Annotated in this window: 15 protein-coding genes; 7 read left to right on the forward strand and 8 right to left on the reverse strand. The window is 66.6% G+C overall.

Translation table 11 applies throughout. The features are described 5' to 3' along the window. Positions 1–42: 42 nt before the first annotated feature. From GSQ76_RS29110 to GSQ76_RS29125, 4 genes are all read left to right on the forward strand, one after another. Entirely contained in the window at positions 43–1,845 is a 1,803-nt protein-coding gene (locus GSQ76_RS29110) for an IlvD/Edd family dehydratase (protein WP_158747573.1), read from the forward strand. A 30-nt stretch (positions 1,846–1,875) separates the two neighbouring features. Then, positions 1,876–2,622, forward strand: a complete 747-nt coding sequence (locus GSQ76_RS29115) for an SDR family oxidoreductase (protein ID WP_158747574.1) — start codon at positions 1,876–1,878, stop codon at positions 2,620–2,622. 30 nt (positions 2,623–2,652) lie between these two features. After that, positions 2,653–3,498, forward strand: coding sequence for a fumarylacetoacetate hydrolase family protein (locus GSQ76_RS29120; protein WP_158747575.1), 846 nt, complete (start codon positions 2,653–2,655; stop codon positions 3,496–3,498). Positions 3,499–3,560: 62 nt separating this feature from the next. Continuing rightward, on the forward strand, positions 3,561–4,985 hold the full coding sequence (locus GSQ76_RS29125) for a phospholipase D-like domain-containing protein (protein WP_158747576.1): 1,425 nt from the start codon (positions 3,561–3,563) through the stop codon (positions 4,983–4,985). Here GSQ76_RS29125 and GSQ76_RS29130 read toward each other — a convergent pair. Genes GSQ76_RS29130 through GSQ76_RS29150 form a run of 5 tightly spaced genes read right to left on the reverse strand, consistent with a single transcriptional unit; the run spans position 4,944 to position 8,561 of the window. Continuing rightward, positions 4,944–5,582: an endonuclease/exonuclease/phosphatase family protein gene (locus GSQ76_RS29130; protein WP_158747577.1), complete on the reverse strand. Its 639-nt coding sequence runs from the start codon at positions 5,580–5,582 to the stop codon at positions 4,944–4,946. The two genes, GSQ76_RS29125 and GSQ76_RS29130, sit on opposite strands and share 42 nt — an antisense overlap. 24 nt (positions 5,583–5,606) lie before the next feature. Continuing rightward, entirely contained in the window at positions 5,607–5,777 is a 171-nt protein-coding gene (locus GSQ76_RS29135) for a hypothetical protein (RefSeq protein ID WP_158747578.1), read from the reverse strand. Between the two features lie 30 nt (positions 5,778–5,807). After that, positions 5,808–6,281, reverse strand: a complete 474-nt coding sequence (locus GSQ76_RS29140) for a GNAT family N-acetyltransferase (RefSeq protein ID WP_158747579.1) — start codon at positions 6,279–6,281, stop codon at positions 5,808–5,810. A gap of 1 nt (position 6,282) precedes the next feature. Continuing rightward, positions 6,283–7,800 carry a UxaA family hydrolase gene (locus tag GSQ76_RS29145; protein ID WP_158747580.1) on the reverse strand — a complete coding sequence of 506 codons (1,518 nt, stop codon included), beginning with the start codon at positions 7,798–7,800 and terminating at the stop codon, positions 6,283–6,285. Further along, positions 7,797–8,561 carry an HpcH/HpaI aldolase/citrate lyase family protein gene (locus GSQ76_RS29150; protein WP_158747581.1) on the reverse strand — a complete coding sequence of 255 codons (765 nt, stop codon included), beginning with the start codon at positions 8,559–8,561 and terminating at the stop codon, positions 7,797–7,799. The genes GSQ76_RS29145 and GSQ76_RS29150 overlap by 4 nt, the downstream gene beginning before the upstream one ends. A gap of 155 nt (positions 8,562–8,716) precedes the next feature. On the opposite strand from GSQ76_RS29150, the gene GSQ76_RS29155 reads away from it, so the two are divergent. Together GSQ76_RS29155 and GSQ76_RS29160 are read left to right on the forward strand one after the other, a co-directional pair. After that, positions 8,717–10,096 (forward strand): FAD-binding oxidoreductase, encoded by a 1,380-nt coding sequence (locus GSQ76_RS29155; protein WP_158747582.1) that lies wholly within the window; start codon positions 8,717–8,719, stop codon positions 10,094–10,096. Further along, positions 10,096–10,731, forward strand: a complete 636-nt coding sequence (locus GSQ76_RS29160; RefSeq protein ID WP_158747583.1) for a chloramphenicol acetyltransferase — start codon at positions 10,096–10,098, stop codon at positions 10,729–10,731. The genes GSQ76_RS29155 and GSQ76_RS29160 overlap by 1 nt, the downstream gene beginning before the upstream one ends. On the opposite strand, the gene GSQ76_RS29165 is transcribed toward GSQ76_RS29160, so the two are convergent. Further along, positions 10,728–11,663: a ring-cleaving dioxygenase gene (locus GSQ76_RS29165; RefSeq protein WP_158747584.1), complete on the reverse strand. Its 936-nt coding sequence runs from the start codon at positions 11,661–11,663 to the stop codon at positions 10,728–10,730. The genes GSQ76_RS29160 and GSQ76_RS29165 overlap by 4 nt on opposite strands. A 135-nt stretch (positions 11,664–11,798) precedes the next feature. Here GSQ76_RS29165 and GSQ76_RS29170 point away from each other — a divergent pair, with 135 nt between their 5' ends. Next, on the forward strand, positions 11,799–13,403 hold the full coding sequence (locus GSQ76_RS29170) for an EAL domain-containing protein (protein WP_158747585.1): 1,605 nt from the start codon (positions 11,799–11,801) through the stop codon (positions 13,401–13,403). A 40-nt stretch (positions 13,404–13,443) separates the two neighbouring features. Here the strand turns inward: GSQ76_RS29170 and GSQ76_RS29175 are convergent, their stop codons facing one another. Further along, positions 13,444–14,106, reverse strand: coding sequence for a MarC family protein (locus GSQ76_RS29175; RefSeq protein WP_158747586.1), 663 nt, complete (start codon positions 14,104–14,106; stop codon positions 13,444–13,446). A gap of 22 nt (positions 14,107–14,128) precedes the next feature. Continuing rightward, complete coding sequence (locus GSQ76_RS29180) at positions 14,129–14,953, reverse strand: ferredoxin--NADP reductase (protein ID WP_158747587.1); 825 nt, start codon at positions 14,951–14,953, stop codon at positions 14,129–14,131. Positions 14,954–14,983 lie beyond the last annotated feature (30 nt).

Raw genomic sequence — 14,983 nt, forward strand, 5'->3', positions numbered from 1 at the left:
CGCACAGGCTCGGGATCAAAGGCTAATTCCCAGGGGGATCGGATGGACCAGTCGAACGGACACGCCAACGAAGGCGCGCGCCGCCTACGCAGCCGCCGGTGGTTCGACGATGCGCACAACCCCGGGATGACGGCGCTGTACCTCGAGCGGTACATGAATTTCGGGATCACGCGGGAGGAGTTGACCGGCGGCAAGCCGATCATCGGGATCGCGCAGACCGGCAGCGATCTGTCCCCCTGCAACCGGCACCATGTGGAATTGGCGAAGCGCACGCGGGACGGGATTCGCGACGCGGGGGGCATTCCGATGGAATTCCCGATGCATCCGATCCAGGAAACCGGGAAGCGGCCGACCGCGGCGCTGGACCGGAACCTGGCGTATCTCGGTTTGGTGGAGGTGTTGCACGGCTATCCGCTGGATGGCGTGGTGCTGACGACCGGGTGCGACAAGACGACGCCGGCCTGCCTGATGGGAGCGGCGACGGTGAACATCCCGGCCATCGTGCTGTCTGGCGGGCCGATGCTGGATGGATGGTGGAAGGGGCGGCTGTCCGGGTCCGGCACGATCGTGTGGGAGGCGCGCAAGCTGCTGGCGGAGGGGGAGATCGACTACCAGCAGTTCATGGACATGGTGGCGAGTTCGGCGCCCTCGCCGGGTCATTGCAATACGATGGGCACGGCGACCAGCATGAACAGCCTGGCGGAGGCGCTGGGGATGTCGCTGCCGGGCTGCGCCGCGATCCCGGCGCCGTATCGGGAGCGGTCATGGATGGCGTATGAGACCGGGCGGCGGATTGTGGCGATGGTGCATGAAAATCTGCGGCCGTCGGACATCATGACGCAGCACGCGTTCGAGAATGCGGTGGTTGCGGCAGCGGCGCTGGGCGCCAGCAGCAACTGCCCGATCCATATGGTGGCAATCGCGCGGCACATGGGCGTCGAGCACAATCTGGACGATTGGCAGCGGCTGGGGGCGGAGATTCCGCTGCTGGTGGATTGCCAGCCGGCGGGGCGGTTCCTGGGCGAGGGATTTCATCGCGCCGGCGGCGTGCCCGGCGTGATGCGGGAGTTGCTGGCGGCGGGCAAGCTGCATGGCGAGGTGCGCACCGTGACCGGGCGAACGCTGGCGGAGGATCTGGCGGGGGTCGAGGCGGCCGATCGCGAGGTGATCCGCAGCTACGATGCGCCAATGATGTCGCATGCCGGGTATGTGGTGATGAGCGGGAATTTGTTCGAGTCCGCCGTGATGAAGACCAGCGTGATCGACCCGGCGTTCCGTGCGCGCTTCCTGTCCGATCCGGCGCATCCGAACGTGTTCGAGGGCAAGTGCGTGGTGTTCGAGGGGCCGGAGGATTACCACGAGCGCATCGAGGACCCGGATTTGGGGGTGGACGAGCACTCGCTGCTGATCATCCGCAATTGCGGGCCGATCGGGTATCCCGGCGGGGCGGAGGTGGTGAACATGCAGCCACCGGCGGCCCTGCTGAAGCGCGGGATCGACACGTTGCCGACGATGGGGGATGGGCGGCAATCCGGCACCAGCGGCAGTCCGTCCATCCTGAACGTGTCGCCCGAGGCGGCGGTGGGCGGCGGGTTGGCGCTGCTGCGCACCGGCGACCCGATCCGGATCGATCTGAACACGCGCAAGGTGGACGTGCTGATCCCGGAGGCGGAATTGACGGCGCGGCGTGCCGCCTGGACGCCGCCGAAGCTGGATAACAAGACGCCGTGGGAGGAGATCTATCGTTCCATGGTGGGGCAGCAGGGCACAGGGGCGTGTCTGGAAACGGCGACGCTATACCTGGACATCATCGAGACACGCGGCGAGTCGCGACACAACCACTGAGCCGCTGCAACCACGATCAGGAGAGACCGAATGAGCCGCCTTGCGGGGAAAACCGCCTTCGTTACCGCTGCCGCGCAGGGGATCGGCCGGGCCACGGCGCTGGCCTTCGCCGCCGAGGGGGCGAAGGTGATCGCGACGGATCTGAACGAGGCAAAGCTGGCCGATCTTGCCACCGACCAGATCAAGGTGTTCCGGATGGACGCGACCAACGCCGCCGATATCGCCAAGGTGGCGAGCGAGGTCGGGCGGGTGGACGTGCTGTTCAACTGCGCCGGGTTCGTCCACCAGGGCAGCATCCTGGATGCGACGGAGGAGGAGTGGGATTTCGCCTTTGCGCTGAACGTGCGGTCGATGTTCCACACGATCCGGGCGTTCCTTCCGGCGATGCTAACGGAGGGTGGTGGGTCGATCATCAACATCTCGTCCGGCGCGTCATCCATCAAGGGGGCGCCGCTGCGGTTCATCTACGGGACGACGAAGGCCGCAGTGATCGGGCTGACCAAGTCGGTCGCGGCGGATACGGTGGCGCGCGGCGTGCGGTGCAACGCGATCTGCCCGGGGACGGTGCAGACGCCGAGCCTGGACGACCGGATTGCCGCCAATGCCGCTGCGGCGGGCGGGATGGAGCAGGCGCGCACCGCCTTCGTCGCGCGCCAGGCGATGGGCCGGCTGGGGACGCCGGAGGAGATCGCGGCGTTGGCGGTGTATCTCGCCAGCGACGAATCCCGCTTCGTCACCGGGCAGGCCATGGTCATCGATGGCGGCTGGACTTTGTAATCACTAGGTTTGTTGGGGAAAGACACGAACATGAAGTTGCTCCGAGTTGGCGCGCCCGGCGCCGAGAAGCCGGCCATTTTGGCCGCAGACGGCACCACACGGGATCTGTCGGCGCATATCGGCGACATCGACGGGGCGGCGCTATCGCCGGCTGGGTTGGCGAAGATTGCGGCGCTCGACATCAACAGCCTGCCAGTGGTGGCGGGGACGCCGCGCATCGGCTCGTGCGTGGTGCGGCCGATGAACTTCATCTGCATCGGGCTGAACTACGCCGATCACGCCGCGGAAACGGGTGCGGCGATCCCGAAGGAACCGATCGTGTTCCTGAAGTCGCTGGGCGCGTTTAGCGGCCCGAATGACGACGTGATGATCCCGCGCGGGTCCAAGAAGACCGATTGGGAGGTCGAATTGGGCATCGTGATCGGCAGCAAGGCGTCCTACGTGACGGAAGACAAGGCCCTGGATTACGTCGCCGGGTATTGCGTGGTGAATGACGTCAGCGAGCGGGAATTCCAGGCCGAGCGCGGCGGCACCTGGGACAAGGGCAAGGGCTGCGACACGTTCGGCCCCACCGGCCCGTGGATGGTGACGAAGGACGAGGTCCCGGATCCTCAGAATCTGTCGCTGTGGTGCGAGGTGGACGGCAAGAAAATGCAGAACGGCAGCACGAAGACGATGATCTTCGGCGTGAAGCATGTGGTTAGCTACGTCAGCCATTTCATGACGTTGCACCCCGGCGACATCATCGCCACCGGCACGCCGCCGGGTGTGGGGCTGGGCATCAAGCCGGAGCCGATCTTTTTGAAGGTCGGCCAGGTGATGCGGTTGGGCGTGCAGGGGCTGGGTGAGCAGCAGCAGAAGCTGGTGGCGGCGTAAGCGGCAAGAAAATCCGCCCCTCCCCCTGGGAGAGGGGCGGCTGACCGGCTAAGGCAGCCGGCATGAATGACTTCTGGTTGACGTTCCACCTCGTCCGTGCGGACGTCGTCTTCTCCGTCGGGCTGGTCGTGGCGGCCTGCGTCACCTGGCACGTGCTGTTGCGCAAGCGGGAGGTCGCGTCCGCCGTTGGGTGGATCGGGCTGGCGTGGTTCGCCCCGATCACCGGCGCGCTGGTGTATTTCGTATTCGGCGTGAATCGCGTGCAGCGCCGGGCAAGGCGGCTGCGATCTACCATTCGCCGTGGTGGCGGGCGCAGCGCCTGGCCCTCCCCCGGGGATGACGACCATCTGGATCCGCTGGAGCGAGGGATCGGCCGGATTACCGCACGGCCGACACTGCCGGGCAACGCGTTGCAGATCCTGCACGATGGCGATCAAGGCTATCCGCTGATGCTGGAGGCGATTGGGCAGGCGACGCGGACGGTGGGCTTGTCGTCCTACATTTTCCATCTGGACCAATGGGGGACGAAGTTCGTCGATGCGCTAGCCGCGGCGAAGGATCGCGGGGTCGAGGTGCGGGTGCTGATCGACGGGATCGGCGGCGGCTGGCTGCGCTCGCCGGTTTATCGCGCGCTGGCAGCGAAGGGGGTCACGGCGGCGCGCTTCCTGCACTCGCCCCTGCCCTGGCGCATGCCGTTCCTGAACCTGCGGTCGCACAAGAAGATTCTGGTGGTGGATGGGCGCATCGGGTTCACTGGCGGGCTGAACATCGCCGATGAGAACGTGATGGCGACCAATCCGAAGACCCCGGTGCAGGACACGCATTTCCGCATCGACGGACCGGTGGTGTGCCAGTTGACGGAGGCGTTTCTGCAAGATTGGTCGTTCGCCACGGACGAGGATCTGGATGGCGATGCCTGGTTTCCGGATATCGATGGGCCGGGCGATGCGCCGGCCCGCATCATCGATTCGGGGCCGGACGAGGACATCGAGAAGATCGAGTTCGCGGTGTTGCAGGCCGTCGCCTGCGCACGCACCAGCATCGCGATCATGACGCCGTATTTCCTGCCGGATGAGCGGCTGATGACCGCGCTGTCCCTCGCCTCGATCCGCGGCGTGTCGGTGGATATCGTGATCCCCGAGATCAGCGACCATCGGTTCATCGATTGGGCGACCTGGGCGAATGTCGGACCGTTGCTGAGCGACGGCGCCCGCATCTGGCGTTGTCCGCCGCCGTTCCGGCATTCCAAGGTGATGGTGGTGGATGGCGAGTGGTCGATGGTCGGGAGCTGCAATTGGGACATGCGCTCCTTTCGGTTGAACTTCGAATTATGTCTGGAGGTCTATAGCAACGCGTTTGCGGAGACGCTGAGCGCGTTGATGCAAAGCAACCGCGGCAAGTCGCTCACCCAGGCGGATCTGGACGGACGCACGCTGCCGGCGCGGCTACGCGATGCGGGCGTGCGGCTGATGCTTCCGTACCTCTGAGGCCTCGGCGACAGAAAGGCGCATCGTGATCGGCCGATGGTCCGATGCACCGCGGGGCAGCACGGCGGCGCCCTCGCAATGCATGCCGCGCACGACGCAGCGATCCAGCCGCAGGGGCAGCACGTCGCTCATGCGATGGGTGGCGCGGCGGGGGCCGACGTCGCGGAAGCCGGGGAGCAGCACTGGGCCGACCAGGTTGTAGTCGCCGATGACGGCGGCGTTGTGCGGCAGGCGGGCGGCGATGCGGCGCAGCTGCCGGCGATTGAGGATCTGGCCGTGTGATAAATGCACGTTGGCGATGGTGAAGCCGCCGAGATCGATGATCTGGGCGACGCGATGCACCATCGTGCCGGAGGGCAGCGGCATGCTGACGGGTTCGTTGGGCAGCGCGTGGGGCATCCAGACCGCCAGGCCGTGCACCCGGCCGGGAAGCGGGATGCGGTGATAGCCACCACCGACCCGCTGCGGCAGCGGGTCGATGTCATGCGTGGCCTCTTGCATGAGCAGGATATCCGGCTGCTCCCGTTCGATCAGGTCGACCACTTCCGAAAGGCTTGCACCCACGAGGCGGAGAAGGTTCCAGCTAATGAGCTTCACGGGAGCGGCCGACCTGTCCGTAGACTAGCGGCGATGCGGGGGAACGTACCGGCGGTGATACGGGCGATGATAGACGCGGTGCGGCGGCGGGCGGTGATAGCCCTCACGCGGCTGAGCGGAAGCGGTGGTCACGCCGGTCAGCGACACCAATCCGACCGTGAGCGCCACGGCGGCAAGCTTAAGCAGATGATTCATGGGGAGACCTTGTTCGGTGGCGACCGCAGACTAGACGTCTGACGGTTCAAGTAGTTCGTGCCGTATCCGCTTCATCATGTCTACAAAGGTTGGCTCGGAATAGCCGGGATGAGCGTGCTGAGTCGTTTCTTCGAACCCGAACCCGCAAAAAAGCCTCCGGTTCCCTGTCATCGCCAGCCGGGTCGATAGCCAGAGATGAGGCAGGCCGCGCCGAGTCGCTTCGGATTGCGCCGCAGCCAGCATGCGGTTGGCGAGGCCTTGGCGTCGATGCGCCGGGTCGACGGCGACGCGGCTGATGTAGAGGCCGCCATCTTTTTCCGACCACAACAGGCCGGCGATGTCGGGGGCTGTGGTGACGCCGCCGCCGCCGGCTGCGAGGTGGGCGCGGATGTCGTCGCCGGTGACGCGCAGGGCGGAGGGCGCCGGGTCGACCTGCCAGGCGGCGAAGGCGCGGCGGACGAGGGCGGCGTAGGCGTCGGCGTCGGTGGGGAGGAGTGGGCGCACGCTACATGGTGGCGCCGATGACCCAGGGGGCGAATTCGGGGCCGCCGGCGTCGAAGGCCTCGCTCTTGGATTTCTCGCCACTGGCCACGCGCAGCATGCTGTCGAAGATGCGGGCGCCGCAATCCTGCAGGGTTTCCTCGCCGTCCAAGATGGTGCCGCAGTTGATGTCCATGTCGTCCACCATGCGGGTGTACATGGGGGTGTTGGTGGCGAGCTTGATGGACGGCGAGGGTTTGCAGCCGAAGACGCTGCCGCGGCCGGTGGTGAAGCAGACGAGGTTGGCGCCGCCCGCGACCTGCCCCGTGGCGGCGACGGGGTCGTAGCCCGGCGTGTCCATGAAGACGAAGCCCTTGGCGGTGACCGGTTCGGCGTAGCGGTAAACCTCCACCAGGTCGGTGCTGCCGGCCTTGGCCATGGCGCCGAGGGATTTTTCCAGGATTGTGGTGAGGCCGCCGGCCTTGTTGCCGGGGGACGGGTTGGCGTTCATCTCGGCGCCTTCGCGGGCGGTGTACTCCTCCCACCAGCGCATGAGGCCGACGAGTTTCTCGCCGACTTCGCGGGAGCGGGCGCGCCGGGTGAGGAGGTGTTCGGCGCCATAGGTCTCAGGCGTTTCGGAAAGGATGACGGTGCCGCCCTGGGCCACGAGGAGGTCGCTCGCGATGCCGAGGGCGGGGTTGGCGGAGACGCCGGAATAGCCGTCGCTGCCGCCGCATTGCAGGGCGACGGTCAGTTCGCTGGCGGGACAGGGTTCGCGGTGGATGGCGTTGGCCTCGGCGAGGACCTCGCGGACGAAGGCGACGGCGGCTTCGACGGTTTTGCGAGTGCCGCCCATGGTTTGGATGTCCATGTTGCGGACACGCTCGGCCAGGCCGATCTCGGTCATCATGGAGCCGAGTTGGTTGACCTCGCAACCGAGGCCGAGGACGACGACGTGGCTGAAGTTTACGTGGCGGGCGTAGCCGCCGAGGGTGCGGCGGAGCAGGCGCAGGGGCTCGCCGTCGGTCATGCCGCAGCCGGTCTTGTGCGTGAGGGCGATGACGCCGTCGACGTTGGGATAATCGGAGAGCGGGTCGGCGCCGGTGAACGGGTTGCGGCGGAACTGGTCGGCCACCAGCCCGGCGACGTGGGCGGAGCAGTTCACGCTGGTGAGGATGCCGATGTAGTTGCGGGTGGCGATGCGGCCATCCGGGCGGCGGATGCCCATGAAGGAGCGGGCCTGGTTGGCGTGGGGGGTGGGCTTGCTGTCGACGCCCCAGGCGTAGTCGTGGTCGTAATCGCCCATGCCGATATTGTGGGTGTGGACGTGGGTGCCGGCGGCGATCGGTTGGGTGGCGATGCCGATCACCTGGCCGTAGCGACGGACCGCCTCCCCCATCGCGTGGGCGCGAACCGCGGCTTTGTGGCCGGCGGGAATGCGCTCGGTGGTCAGCACCCCCGGGGCGATCTCCACCCCGGTTTGCAGGGTGGAGCGGGCGATGACGACGCCGTCGCTGTCGTTGAGGCGGATGAAGGCGCTCAACTGGCACGGACCTCCGACAGGGCGGCGCGGGCGGCGCCGAGCATGAGGCCGCTGTCGTTGTTGATGGTGACCAGCTTGAAGCCCATGCCGATGGCCTTCTTGGCGTAGGCGGCGCTGCCGCAATGGACGCCGGCGGACAGGCCGCGCTTGGCGGTCTCCTTCAGCACCTTGTCGTAGATCTTGAGAATCTCCGGCTCCTCGCGGTCGAGGATGGGGATGAGGCCCATGGAGAAGCCGAGATCGGACGGGCCGATATAGACGGCGTCGATGCCGGGGACGTCCAGGATCGCCTCGAGATTGGCGACCGCTTCGGCGGTTTCGATCATGGGGAGGCAGAGGACTTCGTCGTTCGCGGTCTTCTGGTAGCCGGTGCTGACGCCGTAGATGCCGGCACGGATCGGACCGTTGGAGCGGGCGCCCATCGGGGGATATTTGCAGTAGGACACGAAGGCTTTCGCCTCGGCCACCGTGTTGACCATGGGGCAGATGACGCCGTAGGCGCCGCCATCCAGGACCTTGCCGATGATGCCGGGCTCGTTCCAGGGGACGCGCACCATGGGGAGGACAGGGTGTGCCTGCATGGCTTGGAAGCAGGTGACCATGGAGAGGTAATCCTGCACGCCGTGCTGCAGGTCCACCGTTACGCTGTCCCAGCCTGCCTGGGCCATGACTTCGGCGGAGAACCCGTTCGGGATGGCCAGCCAGCCGTTCACCGCCGGCTTACCGGCAGCCCAAAGTTGCTTGATCTTGTTGTTGGCCATGTCTGCGAACGCTCCCGCTGATTTTGGCAAACGCTAGGCCTGGCGGGGCGGGGGGTCAAACCGCCGCGGCGGGTTTCGGCCGAATTCGTGGCGAGCCAGGCCGCCTAGCCCGGACCGTCGCCAGGGGCTAAACTGGCCTTGTCAGGAGAACGAAGATGTCACGACCTGTGGACGCCGTCATGGCCCAGGCCAAGGAATTTCTCGGCGAGCGGATGAGCACCAACGCCGCGCTGCGCGAACAGCACAGCCATGGCGAGGACACCAACCCGCCGGTGATGCCGGATGGCGTGGCCTTCATCGAGACGACGGAGGAGGCGTCCAAGCTGCTGGCGCTGTGCCACGCGCATCGGATCCCGGTGGTCCCGTTTGGCGCCGGGACGTCGCTGGAGGGGCATGTGACGCCGGTGCGGGGCGGCATCAGCCTGGATCTGGCGCGGATGAATGCGGTGCTGGCGGTGAACGGGCCGGACATGGATTGCCGGGTGCAGGCGGGGGTGACCCGGCAGCAGTTGAACGCGCATCTTCGGGACCAGGGGCTGTTCTTCCCGGTGGACCCGGGTAGCGAGTGCACCATCGGCGGCATGTGCGCGACCCGGGCCAGCGGCACCAACGCGGTGCGTTACGGCACAATCCGCGACAACGTATTGGGGCTGACCGTGGTGATGGCGGATGGCCGGGTCGTGAACACCGGAGGGCGGGTGCGCAAATCCGCCAACGGGTATGACCTGACGCGGCTGTTCATCGGGTCCGAAGGCACGCTGGGTGTGATGACCGAGATCCAGTTGCGGCTGCAAGGCATTCCGGAGGCGCAATCCGCCGCCGTGTGCCAGTTCGAGACGCTGGCGGGCGCTGTGGAATCCGTCATTACGATCCTGGCGGCTGGTATTCCAGTGGCGCGGATCGAGTTGCTGGACGAGGTGCAGATGGCCGCCAGCATCGCCTTCTCGAAGCTGGAGGGGCTGCAGGCGGTGCCGACCCTGTTCTTCGAGTTCGACGGCACGACCGCCGGGGTGAAGGAACAGGCGGAGCTGGCGCAGGAGATCGCGGCGGATAACGGGGCGAGCGGGTTCCGCTGGGCCACCGATTCCGGGGCGCGCAACAAGCTGTGGCAGGCGCGGCACGATGCCTATTGGGCCGCACTGGCGTCGCGACCCGGGTGCAAGGGTGTGGCGACGGACGCCATCGTGCCGATCAGCCGGCTGGCGGAGCTGATCCTAGGGGCCAAGGCCGATATCGAGGCGTCCGGCCTGTCGGCGCCGATCGTTGGGCATGTGGGGGATGGGAATTTCCACACCGTGATCCTGGTGCCGCAGGAGGAAGGCGGGCTGGAGCGGGTTTGGGCGCTGGACCGCAAGATCGTGGCCCGTGCGCTGGCCCTGGAAGGCAGTTGCAGCGGGGAGCACGGGATCGGCATCGGCAAGCGTGAGTTCCTGGAGCAGGAAGTCGGCGATGGGCCGCTGGCGGTGATGCGCTCCGTCAAGGCGGCGCTGGACCCGCATGGCATCTTAAATCCGGGCAAGCTGTTCCTGAACTGATGCGCGACCCGGCCAGCGTCACCAAGAACCTCGGCACCGAGCCGGATATCCATCGTACGGCGAGCGTGCGGGATACCCAGTTCGGCATCTACTGCGAGGTGGGTGCGCGGACGAAGGTGGCGGAGTGTTCGTTCGGGGATTTCTCGTATGTCGTGAACGACAGCGACATCATCTACACCGATGTCGGCAAGTTCTGTTCGATCGCCGCGCACACCCGCATCAACCCGGGCAACCACCCGGTCGAGCGGGTGGCGATGAACCATTTCACCTATCGCAGCAGCGCCTACGACCTCGGTGAGGATGACCCGGCGTTCTTCGACTGGCGCCGGTCGTTCCGCTGCCGGCTGGGGCATGACGTGTGGATCGGGCATGGGGCGGTGGTGCTGCCGGGCGTGAGCATGGGCAACGGCGCGGTGGCAGGGTCCGGGGCGATCGTGACCAAGGACGTCCCGGCCTGGAGCATCGTCGTCGGCAACCCGGCGCGGGTGCTGCGGTCGCGATTTTCGGACCGGATTGTCGAGGCGCTGGAGCAGATCGCGTGGTGGGATTGGGACCGCGACCGGTTACGCGCGGCGATGGGCGATTTCCGAGGATTATCGGCCGAGGCGTTCGTGGAGAAATACGGCGCCCCTTAAAGCGGCTTGAGTCCAGCCTCGATCGCGGCGCGACGGGGTTCCAGGAAGGGCGGCAAAGCGAGCTTGCTGCCCAGTTGATCGGCTGGCTCGTCGGCGGTGAAGCCGGGGCCGTCGGTCGCGATCTCGCACAGGATGCCGCCGGGTTCGCGGGCATATAGGCTGCGGAAATAGAACCGGTCCACTGGCCCGCTGAACCGCACGCCCAGGCGGCGCAACCGGTCCACCCATTCATCGTAGGCTGCATCGGGAATGCGGAATGCGACGTGGTGCACGCCGCCGGCGCCTTGTCTGGCGGCAGGCAGCTTGGGTTCGACCCGCACGTGCAACTCCGCGGTAGGACCGCCCTGCCCCATCGCGAAGACCGTGGTGGTGCCACCATCCGCCGCCAGGAAATCGCGGTCGCGGCGCATGCCGAGGATGTCCACGAGGAAGGTTTCGGTCGGCGCCATCTCCCGGATGCAAATGGTGATCGGGCCGAGCCCGCGGATTTGGTAGGCAGCGGGCACCGGGCTGCCCGACCAGGGGCGCGCGTCGCCGATGCCGCCATCGTCCAATAGGAGTAGGCGCTGGCCCTCGGCATCCTGCAGTGCCAGGCCGTCGCGGCCATCCTCGCGCACCTGGCGGGTGGGGATGCCGGCGGTGGCGAAGCGGCCGAGCCACCAACTCAGCGCCTCCCCGCTGGCGACGCGCAGGGCGGTGCGCACGACGCTGCCGGTGCCGCGGCGTTCGGGGGCGGTAGGCCAGTCGAAGAACGTCAGATCGGTGCCCGGGCGGCCCTCGGCATCGGCGTAGAACAGGTGGTAGGCAGTGGTGTCGTCCTGGTTCACCGTCTTCTTCACCAGGCGCATGCCCAGCATACCGGTGTAGAAGGCGTGATTGCCCGAGGCGTCGGACGAAATCGCGGTCAGATGGTGGATGCCGCTCAACTGCATGACGCTTGTTCCTTTGGCCGCTAGCCGGGAGCCGCTCGATGGCGTGCGCTAGGGTTTTGCCCAGGAATTGCCCCAGCCGTTTACGACGGTTTAACCGCTCGGCGTCAAGTTGGCCTCATCAACGAGGCGAGTTGCATGTCCGCCCACCTTGCCGAAAAGCCCTCCAAGCCGGTGCAGAGCCAAAAAGACCGCTTCCTCGCTTTCGCATTCGCGGCGGCGGATTTGCTGGTCGAGGCGACTGCTGACGGCACGATCTGCTTCGCAGCAGGTGCGTTCAAGGCGCGATTCGGTGCGGCGCCGGAGCAATTTACCGGGCGGCACCTGCATCGCCTATTCGCCCCGGCCGACAAGGCAACACTGGATCTGGCGCTGTACACGACTGCCTTGCGCGGCCGTTTGCCCCCGCTGGTGCTGCGCCTGTCCGATGCCGCGGCCACGCCGATGGTGATATCCGGGCTGGCGATGCCGTCATCCTCCGGCCGGTTGTGTTTCACGATTGGCCGCCTGCCCAGCCTGCCGGGACCGGTCGCGGCGATGACGATGGGCGCGAATGTTCCGAATTCGTTTACCCGATTGGCCGAAGAACGGTTGCGCAGCGAGGACGGCGGCGCCGTCAGCCTGCTCGAAGTCGAAGGGTGGTCTACCGCGCGGGAATCCCTCCCGGTCGACGCACAACGCACATTGCAAACGGAGATCGTCGAGGTGCTAGGTCGATTGGGCGGTCCCGGCAGCATTGCGGGAGAGATCTCGTCTGGGCGCTATGGGATCCTGGCCGATTCGGCGCCGGACCTGTCCGCCGTTGCAGCCGAGTTGGAGATTCTGTTGCGGGCGCACCCGGCGACGGCGCGCACGCAGGTGCAGGGCACCGGTTTGGGGCTGGAACGAAATGGGTTGACCGGGCCGCAGGCTGCCCGGGCCCTGCGGTTCGCGCTGGCCCGCTTCGCCGATGGCGGGACGAAAGCGACGTCGGAGGCCGGGTTCGCCAACGGGCTGGCCGAGTTCATCGCCAGCGCGCAATTGCGGGCGCGCACGGTGCGCACCGCCCTGGCGGAAAACCGGTTCCGCCTGGCATTCCAGCCGGTGGTCAATCTGAACAGCCGGAGCGTGCATCATTACGAGGCGCTGCTGCGGCCGATCTTCACGCCGGGCAACAGCATCCAGACCACGCAGGATTTCGTCACATTCGCCGAGTCGGTAGGCCTGTCGGAGGAGTTGGACTGGGCGGTCATGCAACAGGGCGTCGCCGCACAGGTCGGTTCCTCCGGCAGTTCCATCGCCGTCAACGTGTCTGGCCTGTCGATGCAGAGCCCGGGGTTTCGCGAGAAGGTGACCGAGTTGTTACGGACGAGCGTGGCGCCCGGGAAGATCCTGATCGAGCTGACGGAAACCGCGGATATCGAGGACATTGCCAGCGCGTCCTCGTTCATCGACGAATTGCGCTCGATCGGGACGCCGGTGTGCATCGACGATTTCGGCGCCGGGTCGGCGGCGTTCAAGTATTTGAAGGAATTCCGGGTCGATTATGTGAAGCTGGACGGCGCGTATGTTCGTGGCGCGCTGCAGAATGCGCGAGAGCATGGCTTCCTGCTGTCGATGATCGAACTGGCGAATTTCGTCGGCGCCAAAGTGATCGCCGAGACGATCGAGCAGGATGACGAGGCCAAGATGATGACCGATCTGGGCGTCGAGTACGGCCAGGGTTGGTTGTTCGGGAAGCCGGGGCAACTGCCAGGCACCTGAGAGACCATTCGCGAACGGTCTCTTCGAGGCCCACGCAACATCAGGGTGCATGCGCCAAGAGGGGGCGGAGGATCTCGGTTACGCCGTTGATCAGGATTTGCACGCCGATGCAGAGCTGGAAGAAGGCGGAGAGACGGGTGATCGCTCGGCTGGCGACCTGGCCGAACAGGCGGGATAGTTGGTCGGATGCGCTGTAGAGCGCCCATACCAGCGCCGCGACCGCGAGGGCGGCCACCGACATGCCGATGAAGAATGGGATGAGCGCGATGCCGGTTGCCGGGTGGGCGGAGCCGAGCGCCACGGCGACCGAGATCGTGCCGGGTCCGGTGGTGAATGGCAGGGTCAGCGGATAGAACGCGACGTCGTCCTGGCCGGCGGCGGCATCCACTTGCTCGGCCTTGCGGGCCTCGCGGCGTTCGGGGGCGTTCAGCGAACTCCAGGCGTAGAGGGCGAGGATGATGCCGCCGGCGCAGCGCAGGGCTGGCAGGGTGATGCCGAAGAAGGCCAGGACGTAGGAGCCGGCCCAGAGCGCGACCAACATGACGCCGGCGGAGTATGCCCCGACCCGGCGGGCCAGGCGCACCCGTTCCTCGTGCGAGCGGTCGACCGTGCGAGTGCGGAAGATGAAGGCGCCGCTGACCGGGTTGACGATGGAAAACAGCGCGGGAAAGCCCAGCAGGAAGGCCGCGAAAGCTGCGTTCATGCTGGGAGAACCAGGTTCTAGGTCAGCGTTCGGCGAAGGCCTTTTCGATGACGAAGTCGCCGGGGTGACTGCTGTTGCCCTCGGTAAAGCCGCGTTCCAGCAGCATGGCCTTCAGATCGTCCAGCATGTGCTGGCTGCCGCAAATCATCACGCGGTCCTCCGCCGGGTCGAGCGGGGGGAGCCCGGTGTCGGCGAACAGCTTGCCGCTGGTGATGAGGTCGGTGATGCGGCCCTCGTGCTTGAAGGGTTCGCGGGTGACGCTCGGGTAATAGATCAGCTTGGAACTGACGTCCTCGCCGAGGAATTCGTGGTTGGGCAGGTGGTCGGTCAGGTGCTCGGCATAGGCGAGTTCGGCGGCGCGGCGGCAGGTGTGGGTGATTACGACGTGGTCGAACCGGGCGTAGACCTCGGGGTCGGCGGCCAGGCTGAGAAAGGGGGCGAGCCCGGTGCCGGTCGCGATCATGTAGAGGGCGCGGCCGGGGCGCAGATTGTCGAGCAGCAGGGTGCCGACGGGCTTGCGGCCGACGAGCACCTTGTCGCCCACCTGGACGTGCTGCAGGCGGGAGGTGAGCGGGCCGTCCGGCACCTTGATGCTGAGGAATTCCAGGGTTTCGGAATGGTTCGGGCTGGCGACGCTGTAGGCGCGGAGCAGCGGTTTGCCGTCCACGATGAGGCCGATCATGACGAACTGGCCGTTCTCGAAGCGGAAGCTGGGGTCGCGGGTCATCACCAGGCTGAACAACCGGTCGGTCCAGTGATGGACGGACAGCACAGTCTGTTCGGACAGATTGCCGGGGATCTTCACCGCCGGGGCCTCGGGTGCGATCACCCCCAGGTCTTCCTGCATCGTATTCTCCTTAGCTCGGCGCGGTTCCTA

The organism is Acidisphaera sp. L21 (assembly GCF_009765685.1).
Classification (GTDB): domain Bacteria; phylum Pseudomonadota; class Alphaproteobacteria; order Acetobacterales; family Acetobacteraceae; genus LMUY01.